We start from the raw sequence: 22,227 nt of genomic DNA, 5'->3' as shown, positions 1-22,227 counted from the left end.
CGATTATCGGTCGATTTCACCGAAGACGATATCTTGAGTACCAATGATCGTCACTGCGTCAGCAATCATGTGGCCCTTCGCCATTTCATCTAAGCCTTGCAAATGAGCGAAACCAGGCGCACGGATTTTCATACGATATGGTTTATTAGCACCATCAGACATCAAGTAAATACCAAACTCACCTTTGGGATGTTCCACTGCAGCATAAGCTTCACCGACTGGCACATGGAAACCTTCCGTGAACAGTTTGAAGTGATGGATCAACTCTTCCATATTCGTCTTCATATTCACGCGGCTTGGTGGCGTCACTTTGTGATTGGTTGACATCACTGGACCTGGGTTGTTACGCAACCATTCAACGCATTGCTTGATGATGCGATTCGATTGACGCATTTCTTCAACGCGCACCAAGTAACGATCATAACTATCGCCATTCACACCAACAGGAATATCGAAGTCGAGCAAATCGTAGACTTCATACGGTTGTTTCTTACGCAAATCCCATTCGACGCCAGAACCACGCAACATCGGACCAGTAAAGCCCATGGCCATCGCACGCTCAGGAGACACCACGCCAATACCGACCAAACGTTGTTTCCAAATACGGTTGTCCGTCAACAAGGTTTCATACTCATCGACGTATTTAGGGAAGCGGTTTGTGAAGTCTTCAATGAAATCAAGCAAAGAACCTTGACGATTTTCATTGAGCAAACGCATTGCCTTTTCGTTTTTCAACAAGGACGCTTTATGCTTTGGCATTTCGTCCGGCAAATCACGATACACACCACCTGGACGGTAGTAAGCTGCATGCATACGAGCACCAGACACTGCTTCGTAGCAATCCATCAAATCCTCACGCTCACGGAACGCGTACAAAATCACCGCCATTGCACCAACGTCAAGCGCATGCGCGCCGATCCACAACAAGTGGTTCAACAAACGTGTGATTTCATCGAACATCACGCGAATGTACTGCGCACGCAAAGGGACTTCGAGGCCCAGCATACGCTCAATTGCCATCACATACGCGTGCTCATTGGACATCATCGAGACGTAGTCCAATCGATCCATGTAAGGAACGGACTGCAAGAATGTTTTTTGTTCGGCGAGCTTTTCAGTCGCGCGGTGCAAGAGACCGATATGCGGATCAGCGCGTTGAATCACCTCACCATCAAGCTCCAAAACCAAACGCAAAACACCGTGCGCTGCAGGATGCTGGGGACCAAAGTTCAGGGTGTAATTTTTAATTTCAGCCATCGAATTACCTTTAAGCCTTTATCCCGTAGTTTTCTTCGCGAATGATGCGCGGCGTATTTTCACGTGGTTCGATCGTCACTGGCTGATACACCACACGTTTTTGATCGGCGTCATAGCGCATCTCAACGTAACCAGAGACAGGGAAATCTTTACGGAATGGGTGACCGATAAAGCCATAATCAGTCAAGATGCGACGCAAGTCGTTGTGGCCATCGAACAAAATACCGAACAAATCGAACGCTTCACGCTCGTACCAGTTCGCGGTTGACCATACGTCAGCGAGTGAAGCGACGACTGGAAAATCATCATCTTCAGCAAAAACACGAACACGCAAGCGCCAGTTATTTTTGATCGACAACAAATGAGATACCACAGCAAATCGCTTACCATCCCAAGCGCCATCGCCATAAGTCGAATAATCAACACCACACAGGTCGATCATTTCTTCAAAACGCGTCTCTTCACGATCACGCAAATCACGCATCACTTGCAGATAATCGCCTGCAGAAACCACAACTGTGAGCTCACCCAGCGCCAATTGCGACTGCACGAGTCGCTCGCCGATGACCGCTTTCACGGCTGCATCAAGATTTTCTAATTTGGTAGTCATATTGCTTTAAAGTGATCTGATTTTTCTGACCTAGTTTTTCTAAGCTAGCATGAACGCGACAAATCGGGATCAACGCGCGATCGTGTTGTTCCGCTTAATCTTATTTTGAAGCTGAATAATGCCGTAAATGAGCGCTTCTGCTGTCGGAGGGCAACCAGGCACATACACATCGACCGGCACAATACGATCACAACCACGCACAACTGAGTAGGAGTAGTGATAATAGCCACCGCCATTTGCACAGGAACCCATTGACACCACCCAACGTGGCTCCGCCATTTGATCGTACACCTTACGCAAGGCTGGCGCCATTTTGTTACACAAAGTCCCAGCTACGATCATGACGTCTGACTGACGTGGAGAAGGACGAAACACAATACCAAAACGGTCAAGATCGTAACGCGAGCAACCCGCGTGCATCATCTCAACCGCACAGCATGCCAAACCAAATGTCATCGGCCACATTGAGCCGGTCTGCGTCCAGTTAATCAGCTTATCCAAGCTGGTCGTTACAAAGCCTTCGCTTAATACGCCTTCGATCGACATATATTTTTCCTAACCAGGTCATTCCCAATCAAGGGCGCCTTTTTTCCAGATATACCAAAAACCAACAGCGAATTCGAGAATGAAGCCTAGCATCACCAAGAAACCTGTCCAACCGAGCTCTTTCACTGAAACAGCCCACGGGAAAAAGAATGCGGTTTCGAGATCAAACAAAATAAACAAAATCGCGATCAAATAATAACGCACGTCAAACTTCATACGCGCATCTTCAAAGGCCTCAAAGCCACATTCGTAGGCCGAGGTTTTTTGACTATCTGGGCGATGCGGCGCGATCAAACGACCCAACACCTGCGGCACAATACCGACCGCAATACCGACCAAAATAAAGAGAAGAACTGGGAAATAATTTTCGAGGTTCACGTTAGATATCCGTATAAAAACGCAACTTTGTTATTAATTGCATGATTGAGTGATTGCTCAAACCATTAATGCAACCACTAAGCAACCACGTCCTCGATTGAATCAGCAAGAACAGCTGATTTTAACTGGTGCCGACGACGAGACTCGAACTCGTACAGCTTTCGCCACTACCCCCTCAAGATAGCGTGTCTACCAATTTCACCACGTCGGCATAAGCACAGCATTTTACTCTCTTCAGAGCAATTGTTCAACGCACAATTGCAGGAATTCAAGAATTTTTTGCTGCGCAAGATCAATTATTTTGGAATATCAGAGGATTGAACTGGCGCACTTGCCGCGGATGCTGGCGCAGATACCGCAGGCGCCGACGCAGATGCTGCAGACAATTTATCCATCACGCCCGCAGCAGGACCTTTATTCGCACCGATACTCGTCAAAATCAAAGTAGCGATAAAAAATACAGCTACCGCGATTGCCGTTGATTTAGACAAAAAATTTGAGGAACCTGTTGCGCCAAACAGACTACCGGATGCACCAGAACCAAATGATGCCCCCATATCTGCACCCTTACCGTGCTGCAGCAAAACCAAGCCAACAATCACTAGTGCTGAGATTACCTGCACAACAGTTACCACCAAAGACAAAGAAGCATTCATTTACACATCCAAGAAAAAAGATAGACCACACAAAAACCACAACAATAAAAATCCAATCGCAGGATTTTCAAGCCAAACCCTTTAAGCTGCAGCCACAATCGCCAAAAAGTCACTTGCTTTCAACGATGCACCACCAATCAGACCACCATCAATATCAGGCATAGAAAGTAAGTCTTTTGCATTTTCAGGTTTCATGCTTCCACCATACAAAATCCTGACTCTCGCAGCAGCGAACTCGCTACGCTCCGCAAGCGTAGCGCGCAAAACTGCATGCACTTCCTGCGCCATGTCAGGTGTCGCCGTCTTACCCGTACCAATCGCCCAAACAGGCTCATACGCAACAACGATGCGAGCCAAAGCACCATCATCAAGCACATCCATGACTGCGCGCAACTGCGACACAACAACATCACTTGTCTTGCCAGCCTCGCGCTGCTCCAACGTCTCACCAACACAGACAATCGGAAAAATATTGGCACGCAAAGATTGCAAAGCTTTTTGCGCAACCAATTCATTCGATTCATGGTGATATGCACGACGCTCAGAGTGGCCGACGATCACATATTGACACGCAAAATCAGACAACATTGTCGAAGATACTTCACCAGTATAGGCGCCTGCTTGATGAGCCGACACATCTTGCGCACCCAACTCAATCTTTGTCGACTTCAACAAATCATTTGCTTGCGCCAAGTACGCAGTCGGAACACAAACCAAGACCTCTGGCGAACTCGCGCCAAGCTCAGCTTTTTTCAAACCATCAATCAGCTCCGAATTGGCTTTTAAGCTGCCATTCATCTTCCAATTACCGGCGATAAGTATGCGTCGTTGTTGTGACATATTTTCAGCAATTTCAGTTAGGACCTTGCTTACCCGCCATACAGCGCGTAAGAACGGCCACAAATTCTATGAATAACTGTCTATTGTAGCCTGTTGAGTAATACAGGGTCAATTTTCAAGGCCCAATTACAGCTCAAAAATGCAAAAGAGACATCAAATTTGAGGTATTTATAAAAACTTTCTAAAAAAAGTCTGCCTGGCCGAAGGCGGACGAAATTTCCCATCTAGTCAAGCCGCAGCATAATCTTCCCAATATGCGCACTACTCTCCATGAGACGATGCGCTTGATCCGCTTGGTCCAGTGTAAAACTCTGGAAAATTACAGGCTTAATCGTACGACTTTCGAGCAGAGGCCAAACATGCCGCCTGAGGGATTGCGCAATATCCGACTTGAAGGCGATGCTACGTGCGCGCAAGGTCGATCCAGTAACGGTCAATCTGCGACGTAAGATCTGCCCCATATCCAATTCCGCCTTAGCCCCACCTAGCAATGCGATAACAACCAAACGTCCGTCATCCGCCAATACCTCCAAATTCGCAGGGAGATATTTCGCAGCCACCATATCCAACACGACATCAACACCACGCCCACCTGTGAGTTCCTTCACTTTCTGCGTGAAACTCTCACTCTTGTAGTTCACACAGTGCTCCGCCCCCAGCTCCTCAACAGTTTTGCATTTTTCATCACTACCTGCAGTTGCAAATACCCTAGCACCAAAAGCCTTCGCTAATTGAACCGCGGTTACCCCAATACCGGAGCTACCACCATGAATCAAAATAGACTCGCCAGCCTTGAGTCCTGCGCGATCAAATACATTCGACCAAACCGTAAAAAAAGTCTCAGGTAAGCTCGCGGCCTCTTCCATTGAAAATCCACTCGGCACGGGCAAGCACTGTACTACTGGCGCTACGCTGTATTCTGCATATCCTCCACCTTGTACCAACGCGCAAACCACATCCCCTATCGCAAAATCAGTCCCATTGAGGTCACCTGCAACAATCTCTCCAGCCACTTCAAGTCCTGGCAGGTCAGAGGCACCACTTGGCACAGGATAGAGACCCTTACGCTGCAAAACATCAGGCCGATTTACCCCCGCCGCCCGCACTCGAATCAGCACCTCACCAATGCCCGGTCTCGGTAACTCGCGCTCACACAAACGTAAGACTTCAGGACCTCCATATTTCTCAATTTCAATGGCTCGCATAACCCTTATCCTCCAAACCTCATCACCCACACGAAACAGAAACAAAGCCTACTTAAAGTAAGCAGCAAAATGATAAACGCTAAGAAGAATCAACAATTACTTAGCCATTAGCTTATCGCAGCGCCTCACCAATCTCTCCCATAAAACGTCGGGCAATAAAAAAGCCGCTCAGCATCTGAGCGGCCTTCTCTCCAAGCAACTTGACGCCACTACGCGGCATTTCAGTTACTCAAAAGCGTTACGCCTGTGGAGCACCCTCGGCAGAGCCAGCTTCAGCAGCTGGAGCTGCTTCTACCGCAGCTTTCATCGACAACTTGAAGCGACCACGATCATCTGTTTCCAAGACTTTCACACGCACTTGCTGACCTTCTTTGAGGTAGTCGGCAACTGCATTGACGCGCTCATTAGCGATTTGGCTGATGTGCAACAAGCCATCTTTGCCTGGCATGATTTGAACGATGGCACCGAAGTCCAACAACTTCAAGACTGTACCTTCGTAGATCTTGCCGACTTCAACTTCTGCAGTCAACTCTTCGATACGACGTTTTGCTTCTTGACCTGCCGCTGCATCGACAGAAGCGATCGTGACCACGCCTTCATCACTGATATCGATTTGTGTACCAGTTTCTTCCGTCAAAGCACGGATCACTGCACCACCTTTACCGATCACATCACGAATTTTTTCAGGATTGATCTTAATCGTGATCAAACGTGGCGCAAAGTCAGACAATTCAACGCGACCAGATGGAACTGCTTCTTGCATCTTCGCCAAAATGTGCAAGCGACCTTCTTTTGCTTGCGCCAAAGCGACTTGCATGATTTCCTTCGTAATACCTTGAATCTTGATATCCATCTGCAAAGCAGTGATACCGTCGGCTGTACCAGCAACTTTAAAGTCCATATCGCCGAGGTGATCTTCATCGCCCAAGATATCCGTCAAGACCGCAAACTTATTACCATCTTTGATCAAGCCCATGGCGATACCTGCCACGTGTGCTTTCATTGGCACGCCAGCATCCATCAAGGCCAAGCAACCACCGCACACGGAAGCCATCGAAGACGAGCCATTGGATTCTGTAATCTCAGAAACCAAACGCACAGAGTAGCTAAACTCTTCTGGCGATGGCAATGCAGCTTGCAATGCACGTTTTGCCAAACGGCCGTGACCGATTTCACGACGTTTTGGTGTACCAACACGACCTGTTTCGCCAGTTGCGAACGGTGGCATGTTGTAGTGCAACATGAAGCGATCAGAGTATTCACCCATCAAGGCATCAATCTTCTGTTCATCACGTGCCGTACCCAAAGTCGCGATCACCAAAGCCTGTGTTTCACCGCGAGTGAACAATGCAGTACCGTGAGTGCGTGGCAAGACGCTGGTACGAATCGAAATTGGACGCACTGTACGTGTGTCGCGACCGTCGATACGTGGCTCACCCTCCAAAATTTGGGAGCGGACGATTTTCGATTCCAAGTCGAACAAAATATTGCCGACTTCAGCGGAGTCCGGCGCATCAACGCCAGCTGCAGCTGCTTGATCAGCCAAAGCTGCGGAAACTGCCGCGTTAGCCGCTTTCAATTGCTCTGTACGTGCTTGCTTTTCTTTGATTTGGTAAGCCGCGCGCAACAAAGGCTCAGCGACTGCTGTTACTGCAGCGATCAAAGTTTCATTTTTTGGAGCGGGTGCCCATTCGACTTCAGGTTTACCACCGTCACGTACCAAATCATGAATCGCGTCGATGACTGCTTTCATTTGTTCGTGGCCGTAAACAACCGCACCCAACATCACTTCTTCAGACAACTGTTGTGCTTCAGATTCAACCATCAAGACCGCAGATTCAGTACCTGCAACAACCAAGTCCATGGCCGATGATTTCAATTGTGTTGCAGTTGGGTTCAAGACGTATTGACCGTCGATATAACCAACACGCGCCGCACCAACTGGGCCATTGAATGGAATACCAGCCAAACAAATCGCGGCAGATGCGCCGATCATGGAAGCGATATCTGGATCAATTTCTGGATTCACAGACAAAACGTGCACGATGACCTGCACTTCATTCAAATAACCCTCTGGGAACAAAGGACGAATTGGACGATCGATCAAACGTGATGTCAGTGTTTCTTTTTCGGATGGACGACCTTCACGTTTGAAGAAGCCGCCAGGGATACGACCTGCAGCGTAGCTCTTCTCCATGTAATCCACGGTCAAAGGGAAGAAATCCTGACCTGGTTTTGCGTCTTTTTTGGCGACAACAGTTGCCAAAACAACCGTATCATCCATCGATACCATCACGGCACCGGAGGATTGACGTGCGATTTCGCCAGTCTCCATGGTCACTGTATGCTGACCGTATTGAAATGTTTTTGTAACTTTATTAAACACAATGTGTCCTTTCACTTTTTACTGCTAATGCCGACAGATTTCCAGGCGCTGTCGTTCACCTCACCACAAGCGATGCACTGCTGCGCCGCCCTTCTTACTCCTAGCAATCAAGTCACACCTTCAACTCATTGCTCGTTAAAGACAAAAAGCCTGCGGCAGTATAACTGACGCAGGCTTTTTGCTTAATTCTTTACTAGGCTTAGCAAAATATTCGCGAGAATAAATTACTGACTAGATTACTTACGCAAGCCGAGTTTCTCGATCAATGCGCGATAACGGTTCAAATCTTTCTTTTTCAAGTAAGACAACAAGCTCTTACGACGATTAACCATCATGATCAAACCACGACGTGAGTGGTGATCTTTCAAGTGTGCCTTGAAGTGACCGTTCAAATCGTTGATACGTGCTGTCAACAATGCAACTTGAACTTCTGGAGAACCTGTGTCGTTTTGACTACGGGCGTTATCCGCAACGATAGCGGCTTTAGTGCTTTTTTCGATAGACATCTTATTTCCTTTACATGCGATAACAATAGTAAAGAACCATCATTATCGTGAAATACAATTAAAAAACTCAATCAAATTCGACTGAGACCGCGACTATAGCACAAAAACCAGCGCCAACTCAAGTTTTACGCCGATTTCGCACAGGAAGGCACTAGGAGACTCGGACCTTCCTATTGCTCGAGTCGTGATACAGAGGTCGGCTGCGCCTAAAACATAAGGCCACGACCTCTGAGGTTCCGCAGTTTCATGCCAACATCTGCACTGGCAAATTACAGCTGCGGATTAAGTTTCTCGACCTTGGAATACAACTTATTCAAAGCAGAAATGTAGGCTTTCGCTGAGGCCACCACGATATCAGGGTCGGCGCCAACACCGTTGACGATACGACCGGATTTCCCTAAGCGTATCGTGACCTCACCCTGCGACTGGGTGCCTGCCGTAATCGCATTAATCGAGAACAACAGCAACTCAGCCTCACTCTTCACTTCTGATTCAATCGCATTGACGATTGCATCCACCGCACCGTTACCTTGAGCGATGCATGATTTTTCACGATCACCAATCGTCATCACCACCACTGCGGAGGAACGCTCACCCGTCTCAGAATGCTGGCTGATCGAGACCAAACGATAATGATCTGCATCGTGAGAATGCTCCTCTTCCGCCACCACTGCCAAAATATCCTCATCAAAAATCTCGGCTTTTTTGTCAGCCAAATCTTTGAAACGGGCGAAAGCAGCATTGACTTCGGTCTCCGATTCCAAGGCGATACCAAGTTCTTGCAAACGCTGCTTGAACGCATTACGACCCGACAATTTCCCCAAGACGATCTTATTGGCACTCCATCCCACATCCTCCGCACGCATAATTTCATAGGTATTGCGCGCTTTCAAAATGCCATCTTGATGAATGCCGGAAGCATGGGCAAACGCATTCGCCCCCACAATGGCCTTATTGGGCTGCACCGCAAAGCCTGTGATCTGCGAAACCATTTTTGATGTTGCCACGATCTGTGAGGTATCGATACCGACATCAAGATTGAAGTGATCTTTACGCGTTTTCACCGCCATCACAATCTCTTCTAAGGCCGTATTACCAGCACGTTCACCTAAACCGTTGATCGTACATTCGACTTGACGCGCACCGCCAATCATCACGCCAGCCAAGGAATTCGCCACGGCCATCCCCAAATCGTTATGGCAATGCACGGACCAAATCGCCTTATCAGAATTCGGAATCGTCTCACGCAAACGTTTGAGCGTATTGCCATACAATTCCGGCACACCATAACCTACGGTGTCGGCAAAGTTAATGGTCGTTGCACCTTCTTTAATGACAGCTTCAAGCACGCGGCACAAGAAATCAAAATCAGAACGGCTGCCGTCTTCAGGACTAAATTCAATATCATCGGTAAATTGCCGCGCAAAGCGGACTGCCTGAATCGCTTGCTCGAGCACTTGATCTGGACTCATGCGCAATTTCATCTCCATGTGTAAAGGTGAAGTTGCGATGAAGGTATGGATACGCTTACGCTGGGCTTTTTCCAAGGCCTCTGCCGCACGCGAAATATCGCGATCATTCGCGCGAGAAAGCGAACAAATAATCGGTTCGCGCACCGCTGCTGCGATGGCCTTGATCGATTCAAAATCTCCAGGAGAGGCGGCAGCAAAACCTGCTTCGATCACGTCGACTTTTAAGCGTTCCAATTGGCGTGCAATCCGCACCTTTTCATCACGTGTCATTGAAGCGCCAGGCGATTGCTCGCCATCACGCAAAGTCGTATCAAAAATAATGAGTTTTTCTGCTGCCATGGTTTGCTCCAGTGTCTATGTCTATGAATTAAGTCTTCAAATGCGAAATAAATGAATAATCTGAATACATCGATGCGCTTAGAAAATTAAGCGCGACTTGAATAGACTTTTCCCGACCCTTGCAAAACACACATGGGTGAGGCACTACTCAAGTTGTGGGTATAGTGAGATTTAGCGCGCGAGCGCTAGTAGATTCGCTAAAGATAGCGTTAGGGAAGACTTTAGAGTTGCCAAGGATGCGGCAGCTGCGATCAGCAACGACAAAAGCAGACGCGAGCGGTCTGCTTGAGAAAGTGCATTGTGTGCACCGAATGTCGTTGAAATGAATGTCATGAACCTGACTATAAAACCGTTTTAAGAAAAGTGCAAGCCTCGTTCCTCAATTATTTCTTAACGTCGCCTTCTTCGCTCGACAGCTGCACAATACTGATCGGGCGGCCTTTGCGCCAACGCCATAGCAAGACGGCATACCCAGACAATGCATACAAGACAAACAAAGAGAACAAAACTTTAGGTGGATCGCTTACAACCGCAACATAAACCAACACGATCAAAAATGGCGCGATAAATGGCACGGAGCGTTTCAAATTAACATCTTTAAAGCTGTAAAACGGGACATTCGTGACCATAGTCAAACCGGCAAACAAGGCCACGCCCCACGCATACCAACGCACATCGACACCAGGCACACCAAGGTCATCCATCAGCAAAATAAAACCAGCGACCAAAGCTGCCGCGGCTGGGCTAGGTAAGCCTTGGAAATAGCGTTTATCGACCACACCAATATTTGCATTAAAGCGTGCCAAACGTAAGGCGGCACCTGAACAATACACAAATGCAGCTAACCAGCCAAGCTTGCCCATGCCTTTGAGGGCCCACTCATAGGCGATTAAGGCTGGCGCGACGCCGAATGAGACCATATCGGACAAACTATCGTACTGCGCACCAAATTCACTTTGCGTATTGGTCATGCGCGCGACGCGCCCATCCAAACTATCGAGCACCATGGCGACAAAAATGGCCAAACCGGATTGCTCAAATTTTTGATTCATCGCCATCACGATGGCATAAAAACCGCAAAACAAGGCCGCTGTTGTGAATGCATTAGGCAATAAATAGATGCCACGTGACGGCTTACGACCGAGAGCCCCGCTCTCTGTCGTCGCTTTACGAGCACCGCGAGGAAACAGTTTAAAACTGCCTTTAGGTTTTCTATCTTTGGTGGAATTCATGTCCATGTCTCTGCTCGCAAATCAGATTTCAGGTTCACAACTCAGCGCGAACCGTGATTGATCTGCAAAAACAGATTGAGTCTGTAGGTTTAATATCGCGCAAGTATAACGCTTAAGCCACGCTAGGAAAACCGCATTAGTAAATACTCAATTTTTTTAAACAATACAATGACCCACAAAAAAGCCCCAAGCTTGTGACTTGAGGCTTTTTTTTCTTCAGCGCTTCTTCAATGTGCTATTTGCTTTTGATGCAAGCGTTGATTTCTGATCTTGTTACTGAGCTTGTTTCAACTGATCCAAAATCGCTGGATTTTCGAGAGTCGAAACGTCTTGAGTGATCTCTTCACCTTTGGCAATCACGCGCAACAAACGACGCATGATTTTGCCGGAACGTGTCTTCGGTAAGTTGTCACCAAAACGGATCTCTTTCGGTTTCGCGATTGGGCCAATTTCCTTCGCCACCCAGTTACGCAACTCGAGCGCGATCTGTTTTGCTTCTTCGCCAGTGGGGCGAGCACGCTTCAAAACCACAAAAGCGCAAATTGCTTCACCTGTGGTGTCATCAGGCTTACCAACTACCGCCGCTTCCGCCACTAAGGGATTCGCCACTAAGGCAGATTCGATTTCCATCGTACCCATACGGTGACCGGAAACGTTCAGCACGTCATCGATACGACCGGTAATCGTAAAATAACCCGTGTCTTTGTTACGAATCGCACCATCACCAGCAAGATAAGTTTTACCGCCGAGTTCCTCTGGGAAGTAGCTCTTCTTAAAGCGATCAGCATCGCCCCAAATTGTGCGAATCATCGAAGGCCATGGACGTTTGACGACCAAAATACCGCCTTGACCATTAGGCAAATCAGCGCCGGTTTCGTCAACGATAGCCGCCATAATGCCTGGCAAAGGTAAGGTACAGGAGCCTGGTACCAAAGGTGTCGCACCTGGCAGTGGCGTGATCATATGACCACCTGTTTCTGTTTGCCAGAATGTATCAGCGATTGGGCAACGCTCACCACCCACATTTTTGTAATACCACATCCACGCTTCTGGATTGATTGGTTCACCCACTGAACCCAGTAAGCGTAAGGATGACAAGTCGTATTTATTTGGGTGGATCGCTGGATCACCATCGGCCGCTTTGATCAAAGAACGAATCGCTGTCGGTGCCGTGTAGAAAATCGTCGCTTTGTGTTTTTGGATCATGTCCCAGAAGCGGCCAGCATTGGGATAAGTTGGCACGCCCTCAAAAACGATCTCGGTGGAACCCATCGCTAATGGACCGTAGGTGATGTAGGTGTGGCCTGTGACCCAACCAATATCCGCAGTACACCAAAATACGTCGTTCGGTTTGATGTCGAAGGTCCACTTCATGGTCAACATCGCCCACAACAAATAGCCGCCAGAAGAATGTTGTACGCCTTTCGGTTTACCAGTGGAACCTGAAGTGTAAAGAATGAACAATGGATGATCTGCATTAACCCATTCTGGCTCGCACTGCGTGGCTTGATCTGCAACCAATTCATGCATCCACAAATCGCGCACAGCATCGAAAGGCACGTTGCCACCAGTGCGTTTGTACACCACTACCTTCGATACTTTTTCGCAATCGCCAAGGCCCAGCGCCTCATCAACAATCGCTTTCAACGGCAACTGTTTACCGCCACGAACTTGTTCATCCGCAGTAATCACTAAAGTCGCACCCACATCGACAATACGTTCTTGCAGAGATTTTGCAGAAAAGCCACCAAACACAACTGAGTGGGTTGCACCAATACGAGCGCATGCTTGCATCGCCACCACACCTTCGACTGACATCGGCATGTAGATGACGACGCGGTCGCCCTTCTTCACTCCCAAGGAGCGCAAACCATTGGCGAATTGACAGACTTTGGCGTGCAGGTCTTGATAGCTAACTTTCGTTACATCGCCACCATCGGCTTCAAAAATAATGGCCGTCTTATCGCCCAAACCTTTTTGAATATTAACGTCGAGGCAGTTGTAGGACACATTCAACAATCCATCATCGAACCACTTATAAAGTGGCGCATTGGACTCATCAAGAATCGTTGTGAAGGGTTTATGCCAGTGCAGGTTCTCGCGTGCGAGTTTTGCCCAAAAGCCTTCGTAGTCGGCCGCTGCTTCGGCACACAAGGCGTTGTAGGCATCCATCCCTGAGATGGCGGCAGTCGCTGCGAATGCAGCTGGTGGAGGAAATACCCGAGATTCAGCTTTGACTTCTTGATCCGACATAATGGTCTCCATGCGTTGTGAATATCAAAAAGCGTCTGCAGCATTTTTTTCGGCCCCACCATATTTGTGGAGTTCCAATGCCACTCGCTCAATACAAGATGCCGACGCATTACTGATCAAACCTACTAAGGTGTCGACTGACGTTTAACGCCTTTTGATATTCACCACTTTGTCTTTTTTTTGCATTCGATTCTAAGCGCAGTGCAGCAAAAAAGCTATTTTTAAATCACTGGTATTACCGCGTCTGTCGACACTACTTGTTTGATCTGGCGCAAGCTACTTGCAAATACGCTGCTTGGCAGACAGCTGGAGTACATCCGTGTAAAATAACGGCCTGACTCTTGTAGTGAAAAAGTCAAGAAACCCAGTTTCAACTTAGTTTCAAATTAACTTCAAATTTGTTTAAGAAACTTTAAGCAATAGGACGCCTAATTCACCACAAGATTGATCGCCCGCGAGTCCCATGGTACTTGCGTACATCAAAGCATTCTTTACAACGAAAGACTTTTCGCACATGTCAGACAATCCAAAAACATCCAGCCTTTCCCCACTTTCGACCATCATCTTCGCCAGCCGCTGGATCCAACTCCCGCTTTACCTTGGCCTGATTCTGGCGCAATGCGTCTATGTCTATCATTTTTGGGTAGAGCTGGTCGATTTGGTCGCTGCCGCAATGGGCAACCAAACCGCCCTGGGGCATCTCTTAAAAGCTGTCGCTGTAACTGGAGCGCCTGTTGCAGAAGGTGTGACTAAACTCAATGAAACCACAATTATGCTAGTGGTATTGGGTCTAATCGACGTAGTCATGATCTCCAATTTGCTGGTGATGGTCATTGTCGGTGGCTACGAAACTTTCGTTTCGCGTCTGCGTTTAGAAAACCACCCGGATCAACCAGAATGGTTATCGCATGTGAACGCCACAGTGCTGAAAGTGAAATTAGCGATGGCGATTATCGGCATCTCTTCAATTCACCTCTTAAAAACCTTCATCAATGCGCAAGCCTATCAAGCGAAAGAACTGATCGCGCAAACGGTGATTCACGTGGTCTTCTTGCTCTCCGCATTAGCGATCGCCTATTGCGACACCTTGATGACGAAAGCGCAGCAACAAGCCCACAAGCATTAAGCGTAGATACAGAACATGAGCGCAGCTACGCAACATAAACGTAGCTACACAGCACAAATTTAAACCAAAACCACAGCAAGAGAGCCTCATCATGACCGTCATTAAACAAGATGATTTAATTGAATCCGTTGCCGCTGCCCTGCAGTACATCAGCTACTACCATCCAGCTGATTACATCGCCCACTTAGCACGCGCCTATGAAATCGAACAAAGCCCTGCGGCGAAAGATGCCATCGCCCAAATTTTGACGAATAGCCGTATGTGTGCCGAAGGCAAACGTCCGATTTGCCAAGACACTGGTATCGTCAATGTTTTCTTGAAGATCGGTATGGAAGTACGTTTTGAAGGCTTTAGCGGCTCTATCATCGACGCAGTCAACGAAGGTGTGCGTCGCGGCTACGGCTACTCTGAAAACGTGTTGCGCGCATCGATCGTGGCCGATCCACAATTCGATCGTAAAAACACCAAGGACAATACCCCTGCGGTCGTGCATATGGAACTCGTACCAGGCAATACCGTTGATGTGCAATTGGCGGCCAAAGGCGGTGGTTCTGAAAACAAAACCAAGTTCGTGATGTTGAATCCATCCGACTCTTTGGTGGATTGGGTGATGAAGACCGTGCCGACAATGGGCGCAGGCTGGTGTCCACCTGGCATGCTTGGTATCGGTATCGGTGGCACAGCAGAAAAAGCGATGTTGATGGCAAAAGAATCGCTGATGGAAGACATCGACATGCACGAATTGAAATTGCGTGGTCCACGCAATAAGACCGAAGAACTGCGTATCGAGTTGTGCGACAAAATCAACGCACTCGGTATCGGCGCACAGGGCTTGGGCGGTTTGACGACAGTACTCGACGTCAAGATCAATATGTACCCAACCCATGCTGCATCGAAACCAGTAGCAATGATTCCAAACTGCGCGGCGACACGCCATGCACACTTTGTGCTCGACGGTTCAGGTCCATCGTATATGGAACCACCATCATTGTCGAACTGGCCAGACGTGCACTGGATCGCCGACACGGAAAAATCCAAACGCATCGATTTGAACAGCTTAACCAAAGAAGAAGTCGCGTCTTGGAAACCTGGCCAAACCTTGCTCTTGAACGGCAAAATGTTGACGGGTCGCGATGCAGCGCACAAACGCATTCAAGACATGCTAGCCAAAGGTGAGCAATTGCCAGTCGACTTCACCAACCGTGTGATCTACTACGTGGGTCCTGTTGATCCAGTACGTGACGAAGCCGTTGGTCCAGCAGGTCCAACCACGGCAACACGTATGGATAAGTTCACCGACATGATGTTGGAGAAAACCGGTCTAATTTCGATGATCGGTAAAGCTGAGCGTGGCCCAGTGGCGATCGAATCGATTAAAAAGCACAAGTCGGCCTACTTGATGGCCGTTGGTGGTGCAGCTTACCTTGTATCGAAAGCCATCAAGAGCGCGAAAGTGGTTGGCTTTGCTGACCTCGGCATGGAAGCGATTTACGAGTTTGACGTTGTCGATATGCCTGTCACAGTCGCGGTCGATGCGAACGGCACATCGGTGCACAATACCGGGCCGAAAGAGTGGCAAGCAAAAATTGGAATCATCCCCGTTGCATAAGCTTGATTCTCATTCCCAAGGTGTCAATCATGTCGCCAACTTCAGTGTGCCGCTCTCAGCGCACGCACCGGTTGGCGTCTTTGATTCTGGCATAGGCGGCCTGTCTGTTGTCCATCATCTGCGTGAGCAATTACCCCATGAGGACTTCATCTATTTTGCAGACTCCGCCTATGCGCCTTATGGTGAGCGTAGTAACGAAGAACTAATTGCACGCAGTATCAAGATCACTGAGTTCTTACTCGCCAAAGGCATCAAAGCACTCATTATCGCCTGCAATACCGCTACCGCCGCTGCCGTGGCGGAATTACGGCAACGTTTTCCACATTTCATTATCATCGGCATGGAGCCCGGCATTAAACCAGCTGCCGCTCGTAGTGAAAGCAAAGTGGTCGGCGTATTAGCGACGCGCAGCACTTTGCAAAGCCAAAAGTTCCAAGAGCTCAGTGCCCGCTTATCGTTAGAAACACAAACGCAATTTATTCCACAAGCTTGCGTTGGATTGGTCAATGAAATCGAACGCGGTGATCTTAGCTCACCTGCCATCACCGGCTTGCTACGACAGTATGTGACGCCACTGCTTGAGCAAGGTGTCGACACGCTTGTGCTCGGCTGCACACATTATCCATTCGTGGAACAACAGATTCGCAGCATCATCGCCGAATACAGTGCCGAACAAGACGGCAACCAGAACAATAAAGAAATTTTTGTCGTCGACACCGGTGCTGCAATCGCGCGACGCTTACAGCAACTTCTTGCACAACACGGCTTACTAAAGCCCGCCATCGATGCGGAGTCGCCAAGTGAGGACAAGAAGCAAGCGGCGGCGCTCGAAGTGTGGACGACTGGAACGGAAAACACTTTGCGAATTGCCCTCGGTTATATCAAGGAAGAATCCGTACCCGTGCAGGTTTGCCATCTTCCCACTTAGCTAGCTATTTTCGACATCGAAGAACGAGACTCGACATGCTCAATTGGCTCAAAAGTGCATTCTCAAAGAAACCCGAGCAAGCGCATTCAGCGACATCGACTGAATCTCCATTCGACTCCAAGGTCAACGATCTAAAAAGTCAGGCAAATCGTTTTCTTGACGAACAAAACTACACCGAAGCTGCGCGCTGTTATCAGACCTTGTTGGAGAAGTCACCAAATGAGGTCGCTTATTTGATCAACCTTGGTTTCGTTCTCATTCAAGCAAACCGACTTGAAGAAGCGCATGCTTATCTTAAGCAAGCGAAGCAACTTGATGCTAAGAATATCGATGTGCATTTCAATCTTGGTCAGCTCGAAGAAAAGCGATCACGCAATGAAGCGGCGATTTCGCATTACCAAGCCGCCTTGAATTTGGCACCAGATTTCGATTTCTGTCGTCAATGCCTGTGCGCTTTGTTGATCAATATTGGTGACTTTCACCAAGCGCTCAAGCGATTTGAGCAGCGTCCTTTTCTGGCGACAAACAGCCTCCCTTTTCATCTTTTCAAAGCACAATGCTACTCAAGTTTGCAGCAGCATGAACTGGCAATTGAACATTATGAGCAGGCTCTGATCCAATCACCGGACAACCAAAGTTTGCAATTACATCTTGCTTGCGCCTTTATGCGAGTGCGTCAGCTTGATCGTGCTGAACAACTCTTCAACGCAATTCTGCAAGTCTCACCATCGCACGGCGAAGCTCGCGGTTTTCTCGCCTCCTGCTTGCAGCTACGCGGTGATGTCGAGCTCGCTTGTGAACAGTACAAACAAGTCATTACTCAAGACCCGCAGCAACTGACGGCTCACCAAAATTACTTATACGCGCTAAGCTATAACGCTAGCATCAGCGCCGATTTCTATCTACAAGAAGCGCGAGACTACGCAGGGAAGCTACGGCAGAGAGTCGAAAAACTTCCTCCTCGCCAAGTGAGTCCGAACACAGATTCGCCACTACGCATCGGTTTTGTCAGTGGCGATTTACGTGGTCATCCAGTCGGACTATTCTTGCGCAATGTACTAAAACATCTGCATAGTGAGCGCTTTCACTGCATCGCCTATGCCAACCAACTGATCGAAGATAGCATCAGCCAAGAATTAAAATCATATTTCCTTGAGTGGCATGGCGTAGCACAACTGTCCGATCAAGCTTTGGCTCAAAAAATCGCCGATGACAAGATCGATATCTTGATTGATCTCGCGGGTCACACCGAACACAATCGACTCGCCGTCTTTTGCGCGAAACCAGCACCGATCCAAATTGCATGGCTTGGTTATTGGGCTAGCACAGGCGTTGACGAAATCGACTATATTTTGGTTGATAAAGTTTCTGTTCCAGAAGCCGACACCAAGCAATTCTGCGAAAAGCCCTTGTATTTCAGTGCCACTCGTCTTTGCATGAGCGAACCAAAAACAGCAATCGAACTGAAGCTCAGCACCACACCAGCATTGCTTGGCAAACCGATCTGTTATGGCACTTTCCAAACACCGAATAAATTGACCGACGCGAGTATCGCTTTGTGGTCACGCGTCTTATTGGCACAAGAAAACAGCGTACTTCGCTTACAAAACAGTGCTTTTGATCATGAGTCATCAAAACAAGCTTTGATCGCCAAATTTGCGCGTCACGGCATACCATCGTCACGCTTGAGATTTGTGGGCGGCATGAGTTACAGCGACTATTTGGCAGCGCATGCAGAAGTCGATTTTATTCTCGACACCCATCCTTTCCCCGGTGGCACGACGACTACTGAAGCGATTTGGATGGGTGTACCGACCTTGACTTTGCAAGGTCACAATTTACTCAGTCGCCAAGGGGAAAGTATGCTGACTTGTGTGGGACTGAAAGATTGGATCGCTAGCGATGAAAACGATTTTGTCCGCATCGCCTGCGAGAAATCAAGCCAGCTCGTGCTGTTGAATCAGTGTAGACAAACTCTGCGCCAACGGGCAAAAGAGTCGCCTCTCTTCAATGCACAAATCTTTGCTAAGGAACTTGAATCTTTGCTTGAACAAGCAGTTCGCGATTCAAAAAGTATCAGCGAATGAAAAGGTGAGCTGGTAAGGTGATGAGCACATCGGCAAACAAGTACGATCAAGCAGTAATTTCACCACCAAAACAAAAAGGCAAGCTCCAATAAAAAACGGAAGCTTGCCTCGTTTGCTGAGCTTGACCTCAGAGATTTCTAAAACCAATATCCTAACAGTGCACCACCAATCTCAATTGGTAGCGCATCTCTGATTAAGCCAACACTGCAGCGATTGCGTTTGCTGTCGCTTCAACGTTACGTGTGTTCAAACCAGCGACGCACATACGGCCAGAGCGTACCAAGTAAACGCCGAATTCTTCTTTCAAGCGGTCGCACTGTTCTGCTGTCAAACCAGTGTAAGAGAACATCCCGCGTTGAGTTAAGAAGTAGCTGAAATCACGACCTGGCACTTTGGCTACCAAGACATCATGCAAAGCACGACGCATCGCTTGGATACGGTCACGCATAGCAACGACTTCAGCTTCCCACATTGGGCGCAAAGCTGGGTCAGTCAAGACCGTAGCGACGATTTGACCACCGTGCATTGGTGGGTTGGAATAGTTGCGACGAATGCCGGCTTTCAATTGACCCAAGACATTCACTGCTTGTGCTGCATCTGGGCAGATCACGCTCAAGGCACCGCAACGTTCGCCATACAAGCTCATGCTCTTCGAGAAAGAGTTCGCCACGAATGCGCTCAAACCAGAATCAGCGATCAAACGAATAGCGTATGCATCTTCTTCGATACCATCACCGTAACCTTGGTAAGCCAAGTCGAGGAAAGGAATCAAATTGCGCTCTTTCAACACCGGTACCAATTGTTGCCATTGTTCTTTGGTGAGATCAACGCCAGTTGGGTTATGGCAGCAAGCGTGCAACAAGACCACGCTCTTCTCTTCTGCTTGCTTCAAGGCCGCCAACATTTCTTCAAAGCGCAAACCACCCGTTGCAGAGTTGTAGTACGGGTAGGTTTTTACAGCCAAACCAGAACCTTCGAAAACAGCGCGGTGATTATCCCAAGTTGGATCGCTAATCAACATGGTCGTGTTAGGGAAATAACGCTTGATGAAATCAGCACCGACTTTCAAACCACCACTCGAACCAACGGTTTGCAAAGTCACGACGCGACCAGCTTTGACCGCTGCGTGTTCTGCGCCAAACAACAAATGTTGTACGGCTGTACGGAAGTTTGCTGCACCTTCCATTGGCAAATAAGGACGCGCACCAGCAGCTTCAACCACTTTCAATTCTGCAGCACGTACGGATGGCAACATTGGAATCTTGCCGTTATCGTCAAAATAAATGCCAATCGACAGATTAATCTTGTTTGGACGGGTATCCTTACCAAAGGCTTCATTCAAGGACAAGATAGGATCGCCTGCATAGGCTTCGACGTGCTGAAACATGTTAAAACTCCGGAGTGTAAAAAAACATAAACAAGGTCAAACAGCTAAAAACGTGAATGCTGGCATTTTGGTTGACGCCGACTACAACATATCGATGGCTGTACCGATGGATGTATCGATTGGCGTATGCATGCCACGAGCGCAAATTCTGAGAAATGTCAGTGAGAAGTTCGACTAATCACGAGTTGAAAGCGAATGTCCGCCCTCATTCAATTTTTACCGTGCACCGACAAAGGAGTGCCCTTGCCGAAGTCGATCGTTCGCTGGCTTAGCAAACTTGGCGTGCTGGGTAAGCACCACCGAATTAGTACCGTCTTACTGCTACAACGTTGAGAATTTCGCAAAACCGCTATTTTGCCACATTTTGAGGGTGTATTTCCGGACAGATCGGCGATTTTTCCCTCATTTATCGTAATTCATTCCACTTTTTGTTTGGTCAATCAAACAAGCTATTGAATATATCTTGCCACCTATGCATCGACTCCTTACACTGGGGTGCGTGTAGCTCGCGGCAATTTCACCTTTTCAAATTAAGCATTCGATTCACTATCAACCTTTAGGAATGACTATGAATTATGTCGATGGTTTTATCATCCCAGTGGCAAACAAAGACAAAGAAGTCTATGCCGAATATTCACGCAAGACCTCAGCCCTTTTTAAAGAATTTGGTGTGATTAACATCGTCGAGTGCTGGGGTGACGATATCCAACCTGGCAAACTCACTTCATTTCCACAAGCCGTGATGTTAAAAGAGGATGAGACTGTGGTCTTTTCTTGGATGACGTGGCCGTCAAAAGAAGTACGTGACGCAGCGTGGGAGAAGATGATGGCAGACCCTCGCTTCGCACCCGAAGCGATCCCCATGCCCTTCGATGGCAAACGTTTGATCTACGGTGGCTTTCAAAAACTAGTCGAATTCTAAGAGGACAATATGCAAAAAATTACGCCCTGCCTTTGGTTTAACCTTAATGCAGAAGAAGCGGTCAATCATTACCTCAGCATTTTCAAGAACGGCAAGATTCTTGACGTGTCCCGCTATGGAGATTCCGTCCCAGAGCTAAATGGCCAAGTCTTGACAATGCGTTTCGAAATTGAAGATCAAACATTTATTGCACTCAATGCTGGGCCTCAATTTCCGTTTACAGAAGCGATCTCGCTCTTTGTCGATTGCGAAACCCAAGAAGAAGTCGATCACTATTGGGATCGTTTAGTCGAAGGAGGCACACCTGGACGCTGCGCATGGCTAAAGGATAAATTCGGCGTATCTTGGCAGATTGTTCCAAGAAGTTTAGTCGACATGCTGCAAGACGACGACGTCGAGCGTTCTGCGCGTGTCATGAAAGCGATGATGGAGATGAGTAAAATCGATGTATCCAAATTGGAAGCGGCTTATCATGGGTAAAAACTGTA

Annotated in this window: 20 protein-coding genes and 1 tRNA gene; 7 read left to right on the top strand and 14 right to left on the bottom strand. The window is 48.0% G+C overall.

All coding sequences use genetic code 11. From position 1 onward, the window contains the following. Positions 1-3: 3 nt before the first annotated feature. The 13 genes from RF679_RS07740 to acs all read right to left on the bottom strand — a co-directional run bounded on the left by RF679_RS07740 (position 4) and on the right by acs (position 13,680). Positions 4-1,257, bottom strand: coding sequence for an NADH-quinone oxidoreductase subunit D (locus RF679_RS07740; protein WP_309483642.1), 1,254 nt, complete (start codon positions 1,255-1,257; stop codon positions 4-6). Positions 1,258-1,267: 10 nt separating this feature from the next. Beyond that, a complete protein-coding gene (locus tag RF679_RS07735; RefSeq protein WP_309483641.1) occupies positions 1,268-1,867 on the bottom strand; it encodes an NADH-quinone oxidoreductase subunit C in 600 nt (199 codons plus the stop codon). A 69-nt stretch (positions 1,868-1,936) separates the two neighbouring features. Beyond that, entirely contained in the window at positions 1,937-2,413 is a 477-nt protein-coding gene (locus tag RF679_RS07730) for a NuoB/complex I 20 kDa subunit family protein (RefSeq protein WP_309483640.1), read from the bottom strand. A gap of 18 nt (positions 2,414-2,431) precedes the next feature. Beyond that, complete coding sequence (locus RF679_RS07725) at positions 2,432-2,791, bottom strand: NADH-quinone oxidoreductase subunit A (protein WP_309483639.1); 360 nt, start codon at positions 2,789-2,791, stop codon at positions 2,432-2,434. Between the two features lie 126 nt (positions 2,792-2,917). Beyond that, positions 2,918-3,002, bottom strand: a tRNA-Leu gene (locus RF679_RS07720). Positions 3,003-3,087: 85 nt separating this feature from the next. Further along, a complete protein-coding gene (gene secG, locus RF679_RS07715) occupies positions 3,088-3,447 on the bottom strand; it encodes a preprotein translocase subunit SecG (protein ID WP_309483638.1) in 360 nt (119 codons plus the stop codon). Between the two features lie 81 nt (positions 3,448-3,528). Further along, on the bottom strand, positions 3,529-4,287 hold the full coding sequence (gene tpiA / locus RF679_RS07710) for a triose-phosphate isomerase (RefSeq protein WP_309483637.1): 759 nt from the start codon (positions 4,285-4,287) through the stop codon (positions 3,529-3,531). Between the two features lie 224 nt (positions 4,288-4,511). After that, positions 4,512-5,492 (bottom strand): NAD(P)H-quinone oxidoreductase, encoded by a 981-nt coding sequence (locus RF679_RS07705; protein WP_309483636.1) that lies wholly within the window; start codon positions 5,490-5,492, stop codon positions 4,512-4,514. Positions 5,493-5,730: 238 nt separating this feature from the next. Continuing rightward, positions 5,731-7,878, bottom strand: coding sequence for a polyribonucleotide nucleotidyltransferase (gene pnp / locus RF679_RS07700; RefSeq protein ID WP_309483635.1), 2,148 nt, complete (start codon positions 7,876-7,878; stop codon positions 5,731-5,733). 236 nt (positions 7,879-8,114) lie between these two features. Beyond that, positions 8,115-8,384 carry a 30S ribosomal protein S15 gene (gene rpsO / locus RF679_RS07695; RefSeq protein WP_309483634.1) on the bottom strand — a complete coding sequence of 90 codons (270 nt, stop codon included), beginning with the start codon at positions 8,382-8,384 and terminating at the stop codon, positions 8,115-8,117. Between the two features lie 269 nt (positions 8,385-8,653). Beyond that, positions 8,654-10,195 (bottom strand): 2-isopropylmalate synthase, encoded by a 1,542-nt coding sequence (locus RF679_RS07690; RefSeq protein ID WP_309483633.1) that lies wholly within the window; start codon positions 10,193-10,195, stop codon positions 8,654-8,656. A gap of 383 nt (positions 10,196-10,578) precedes the next feature. Then, positions 10,579-11,427 (bottom strand): CDP-diacylglycerol--serine O-phosphatidyltransferase, encoded by an 849-nt coding sequence (pssA, locus tag RF679_RS07685; protein WP_309483983.1) that lies wholly within the window; start codon positions 11,425-11,427, stop codon positions 10,579-10,581. A gap of 273 nt (positions 11,428-11,700) precedes the next feature. Then, positions 11,701-13,680 carry an acetate--CoA ligase gene (acs, locus tag RF679_RS07680; protein WP_309483632.1) on the bottom strand — a complete coding sequence of 660 codons (1,980 nt, stop codon included), beginning with the start codon at positions 13,678-13,680 and terminating at the stop codon, positions 11,701-11,703. A gap of 514 nt (positions 13,681-14,194) precedes the next feature. On the opposite strand from acs, the gene RF679_RS07675 reads away from it, so the two are divergent. The 4 genes from RF679_RS07675 to RF679_RS07660 all read left to right on the top strand — a co-directional run bounded on the left by RF679_RS07675 (position 14,195) and on the right by RF679_RS07660 (position 19,430). Beyond that, the gene (locus RF679_RS07675; RefSeq protein WP_309483631.1) at positions 14,195-14,806 is read left to right on the top strand and encodes a TIGR00645 family protein; all 612 of its coding nucleotides are present in this window, start codon (positions 14,195-14,197) and stop codon (positions 14,804-14,806) included. A gap of 91 nt (positions 14,807-14,897) precedes the next feature. Continuing rightward, the gene (locus tag RF679_RS07670; protein WP_309483630.1) at positions 14,898-16,415 is read left to right on the top strand and encodes a fumarate hydratase; all 1,518 of its coding nucleotides are present in this window, start codon (positions 14,898-14,900) and stop codon (positions 16,413-16,415) included. Then, entirely contained in the window at positions 16,408-17,343 is a 936-nt protein-coding gene (gene murI, locus RF679_RS07665) for a glutamate racemase (RefSeq protein WP_309483629.1), read from the top strand. Before RF679_RS07670 ends, murI begins: the two co-directional genes overlap by 8 nt. Before the next feature lie 35 nt (positions 17,344-17,378). After that, complete coding sequence (locus RF679_RS07660) at positions 17,379-19,430, top strand: O-linked N-acetylglucosamine transferase, SPINDLY family protein (RefSeq protein WP_309483628.1); 2,052 nt, start codon at positions 17,379-17,381, stop codon at positions 19,428-19,430. 193 nt (positions 19,431-19,623) lie between these two features. Here the strand turns inward: RF679_RS07660 and RF679_RS07655 are convergent, their stop codons facing one another. Beyond that, entirely contained in the window at positions 19,624-20,817 is a 1,194-nt protein-coding gene (locus RF679_RS07655; protein ID WP_309483627.1) for an amino acid aminotransferase, read from the bottom strand. On the opposite strand from RF679_RS07655, the gene RF679_RS07650 reads away from it, so the two are divergent. From RF679_RS07650 to RF679_RS07640, 3 genes are all read left to right on the top strand, one after another. Further along, positions 20,816-20,995 carry a hypothetical protein gene (locus RF679_RS07650; protein WP_309483626.1) on the top strand — a complete coding sequence of 60 codons (180 nt, stop codon included), beginning with the start codon at positions 20,816-20,818 and terminating at the stop codon, positions 20,993-20,995. The two genes, RF679_RS07655 and RF679_RS07650, sit on opposite strands and share 2 nt — an antisense overlap. Before the next feature lie 390 nt (positions 20,996-21,385). Then, complete coding sequence (locus RF679_RS07645) at positions 21,386-21,739, top strand: DUF1428 domain-containing protein (RefSeq protein ID WP_309483625.1); 354 nt, start codon at positions 21,386-21,388, stop codon at positions 21,737-21,739. A 9-nt stretch (positions 21,740-21,748) separates the two neighbouring features. Next, a complete protein-coding gene (locus RF679_RS07640) occupies positions 21,749-22,219 on the top strand; it encodes a VOC family protein (RefSeq protein ID WP_309483624.1) in 471 nt (156 codons plus the stop codon). Positions 22,220-22,227 lie beyond the last annotated feature (8 nt).

It is taken from the genome of Undibacterium cyanobacteriorum (assembly GCF_031326225.1).
In the GTDB taxonomy this organism is placed as follows: domain Bacteria; phylum Pseudomonadota; class Gammaproteobacteria; order Burkholderiales; family Burkholderiaceae_D; genus Undibacterium; species Undibacterium cyanobacteriorum.
The sequence above is the reverse complement of the archived record's forward strand: the minus strand, read 5'-3'. Positions and strand labels throughout refer to the sequence as shown.

What these genes read in the sequence shown, in the direction of transcription:
- RF679_RS07675 (WP_309483631.1), top strand. Translation starts at nt 14,195, where the DNA reads ATGTCAGACAATCCAAAAACATCCAGCCTTTCCCCACTTTCGACCATC.
- RF679_RS07705 (WP_309483636.1), bottom strand. Translation starts at nt 5,492, where the DNA reads ATGCGAGCCATTGAAATTGAGAAATATGGAGGTCCTGAAGTCTTACGT.
- RF679_RS07735 (WP_309483641.1), bottom strand. Translation starts at nt 1,867, where the DNA reads ATGACTACCAAATTAGAAAATCTTGATGCAGCCGTGAAAGCGGTCATC.
- pssA (WP_309483983.1), bottom strand. Translation starts at nt 11,427, where the DNA reads ATGAATTCCACCAAAGATAGAAAACCTAAAGGCAGTTTTAAACTGTTT.
- RF679_RS07690 (WP_309483633.1), bottom strand. Translation starts at nt 10,195, where the DNA reads ATGGCAGCAGAAAAACTCATTATTTTTGATACGACTTTGCGTGATGGC.
- RF679_RS07650 (WP_309483626.1), top strand. Translation starts at nt 20,816, where the DNA reads ATGTTAAAACTCCGGAGTGTAAAAAAACATAAACAAGGTCAAACAGCT.
- secG (WP_309483638.1), bottom strand. Translation starts at nt 3,447, where the DNA reads ATGAATGCTTCTTTGTCTTTGGTGGTAACTGTTGTGCAGGTAATCTCA.
- RF679_RS07640 (WP_309483624.1), top strand. Translation starts at nt 21,749, where the DNA reads ATGCAAAAAATTACGCCCTGCCTTTGGTTTAACCTTAATGCAGAAGAA.
- tpiA (WP_309483637.1), bottom strand. Translation starts at nt 4,287, where the DNA reads ATGTCACAACAACGACGCATACTTATCGCCGGTAATTGGAAGATGAAT.
- acs (WP_309483632.1), bottom strand. Translation starts at nt 13,680, where the DNA reads ATGTCGGATCAAGAAGTCAAAGCTGAATCTCGGGTATTTCCTCCACCA.
- rpsO (WP_309483634.1), bottom strand. Translation starts at nt 8,384, where the DNA reads ATGTCTATCGAAAAAAGCACTAAAGCCGCTATCGTTGCGGATAACGCC.
- RF679_RS07660 (WP_309483628.1), top strand. Translation starts at nt 17,379, where the DNA reads ATGCTCAATTGGCTCAAAAGTGCATTCTCAAAGAAACCCGAGCAAGCG.
- RF679_RS07740 (WP_309483642.1), bottom strand. Translation starts at nt 1,257, where the DNA reads ATGGCTGAAATTAAAAATTACACCCTGAACTTTGGTCCCCAGCATCCT.
- RF679_RS07730 (WP_309483640.1), bottom strand. Translation starts at nt 2,413, where the DNA reads ATGTCGATCGAAGGCGTATTAAGCGAAGGCTTTGTAACGACCAGCTTG.
- RF679_RS07655 (WP_309483627.1), bottom strand. Translation starts at nt 20,817, where the DNA reads ATGTTTCAGCACGTCGAAGCCTATGCAGGCGATCCTATCTTGTCCTTG.
- RF679_RS07670 (WP_309483630.1), top strand. Translation starts at nt 14,898, where the DNA reads ATGACCGTCATTAAACAAGATGATTTAATTGAATCCGTTGCCGCTGCC.
- RF679_RS07645 (WP_309483625.1), top strand. Translation starts at nt 21,386, where the DNA reads ATGAATTATGTCGATGGTTTTATCATCCCAGTGGCAAACAAAGACAAA.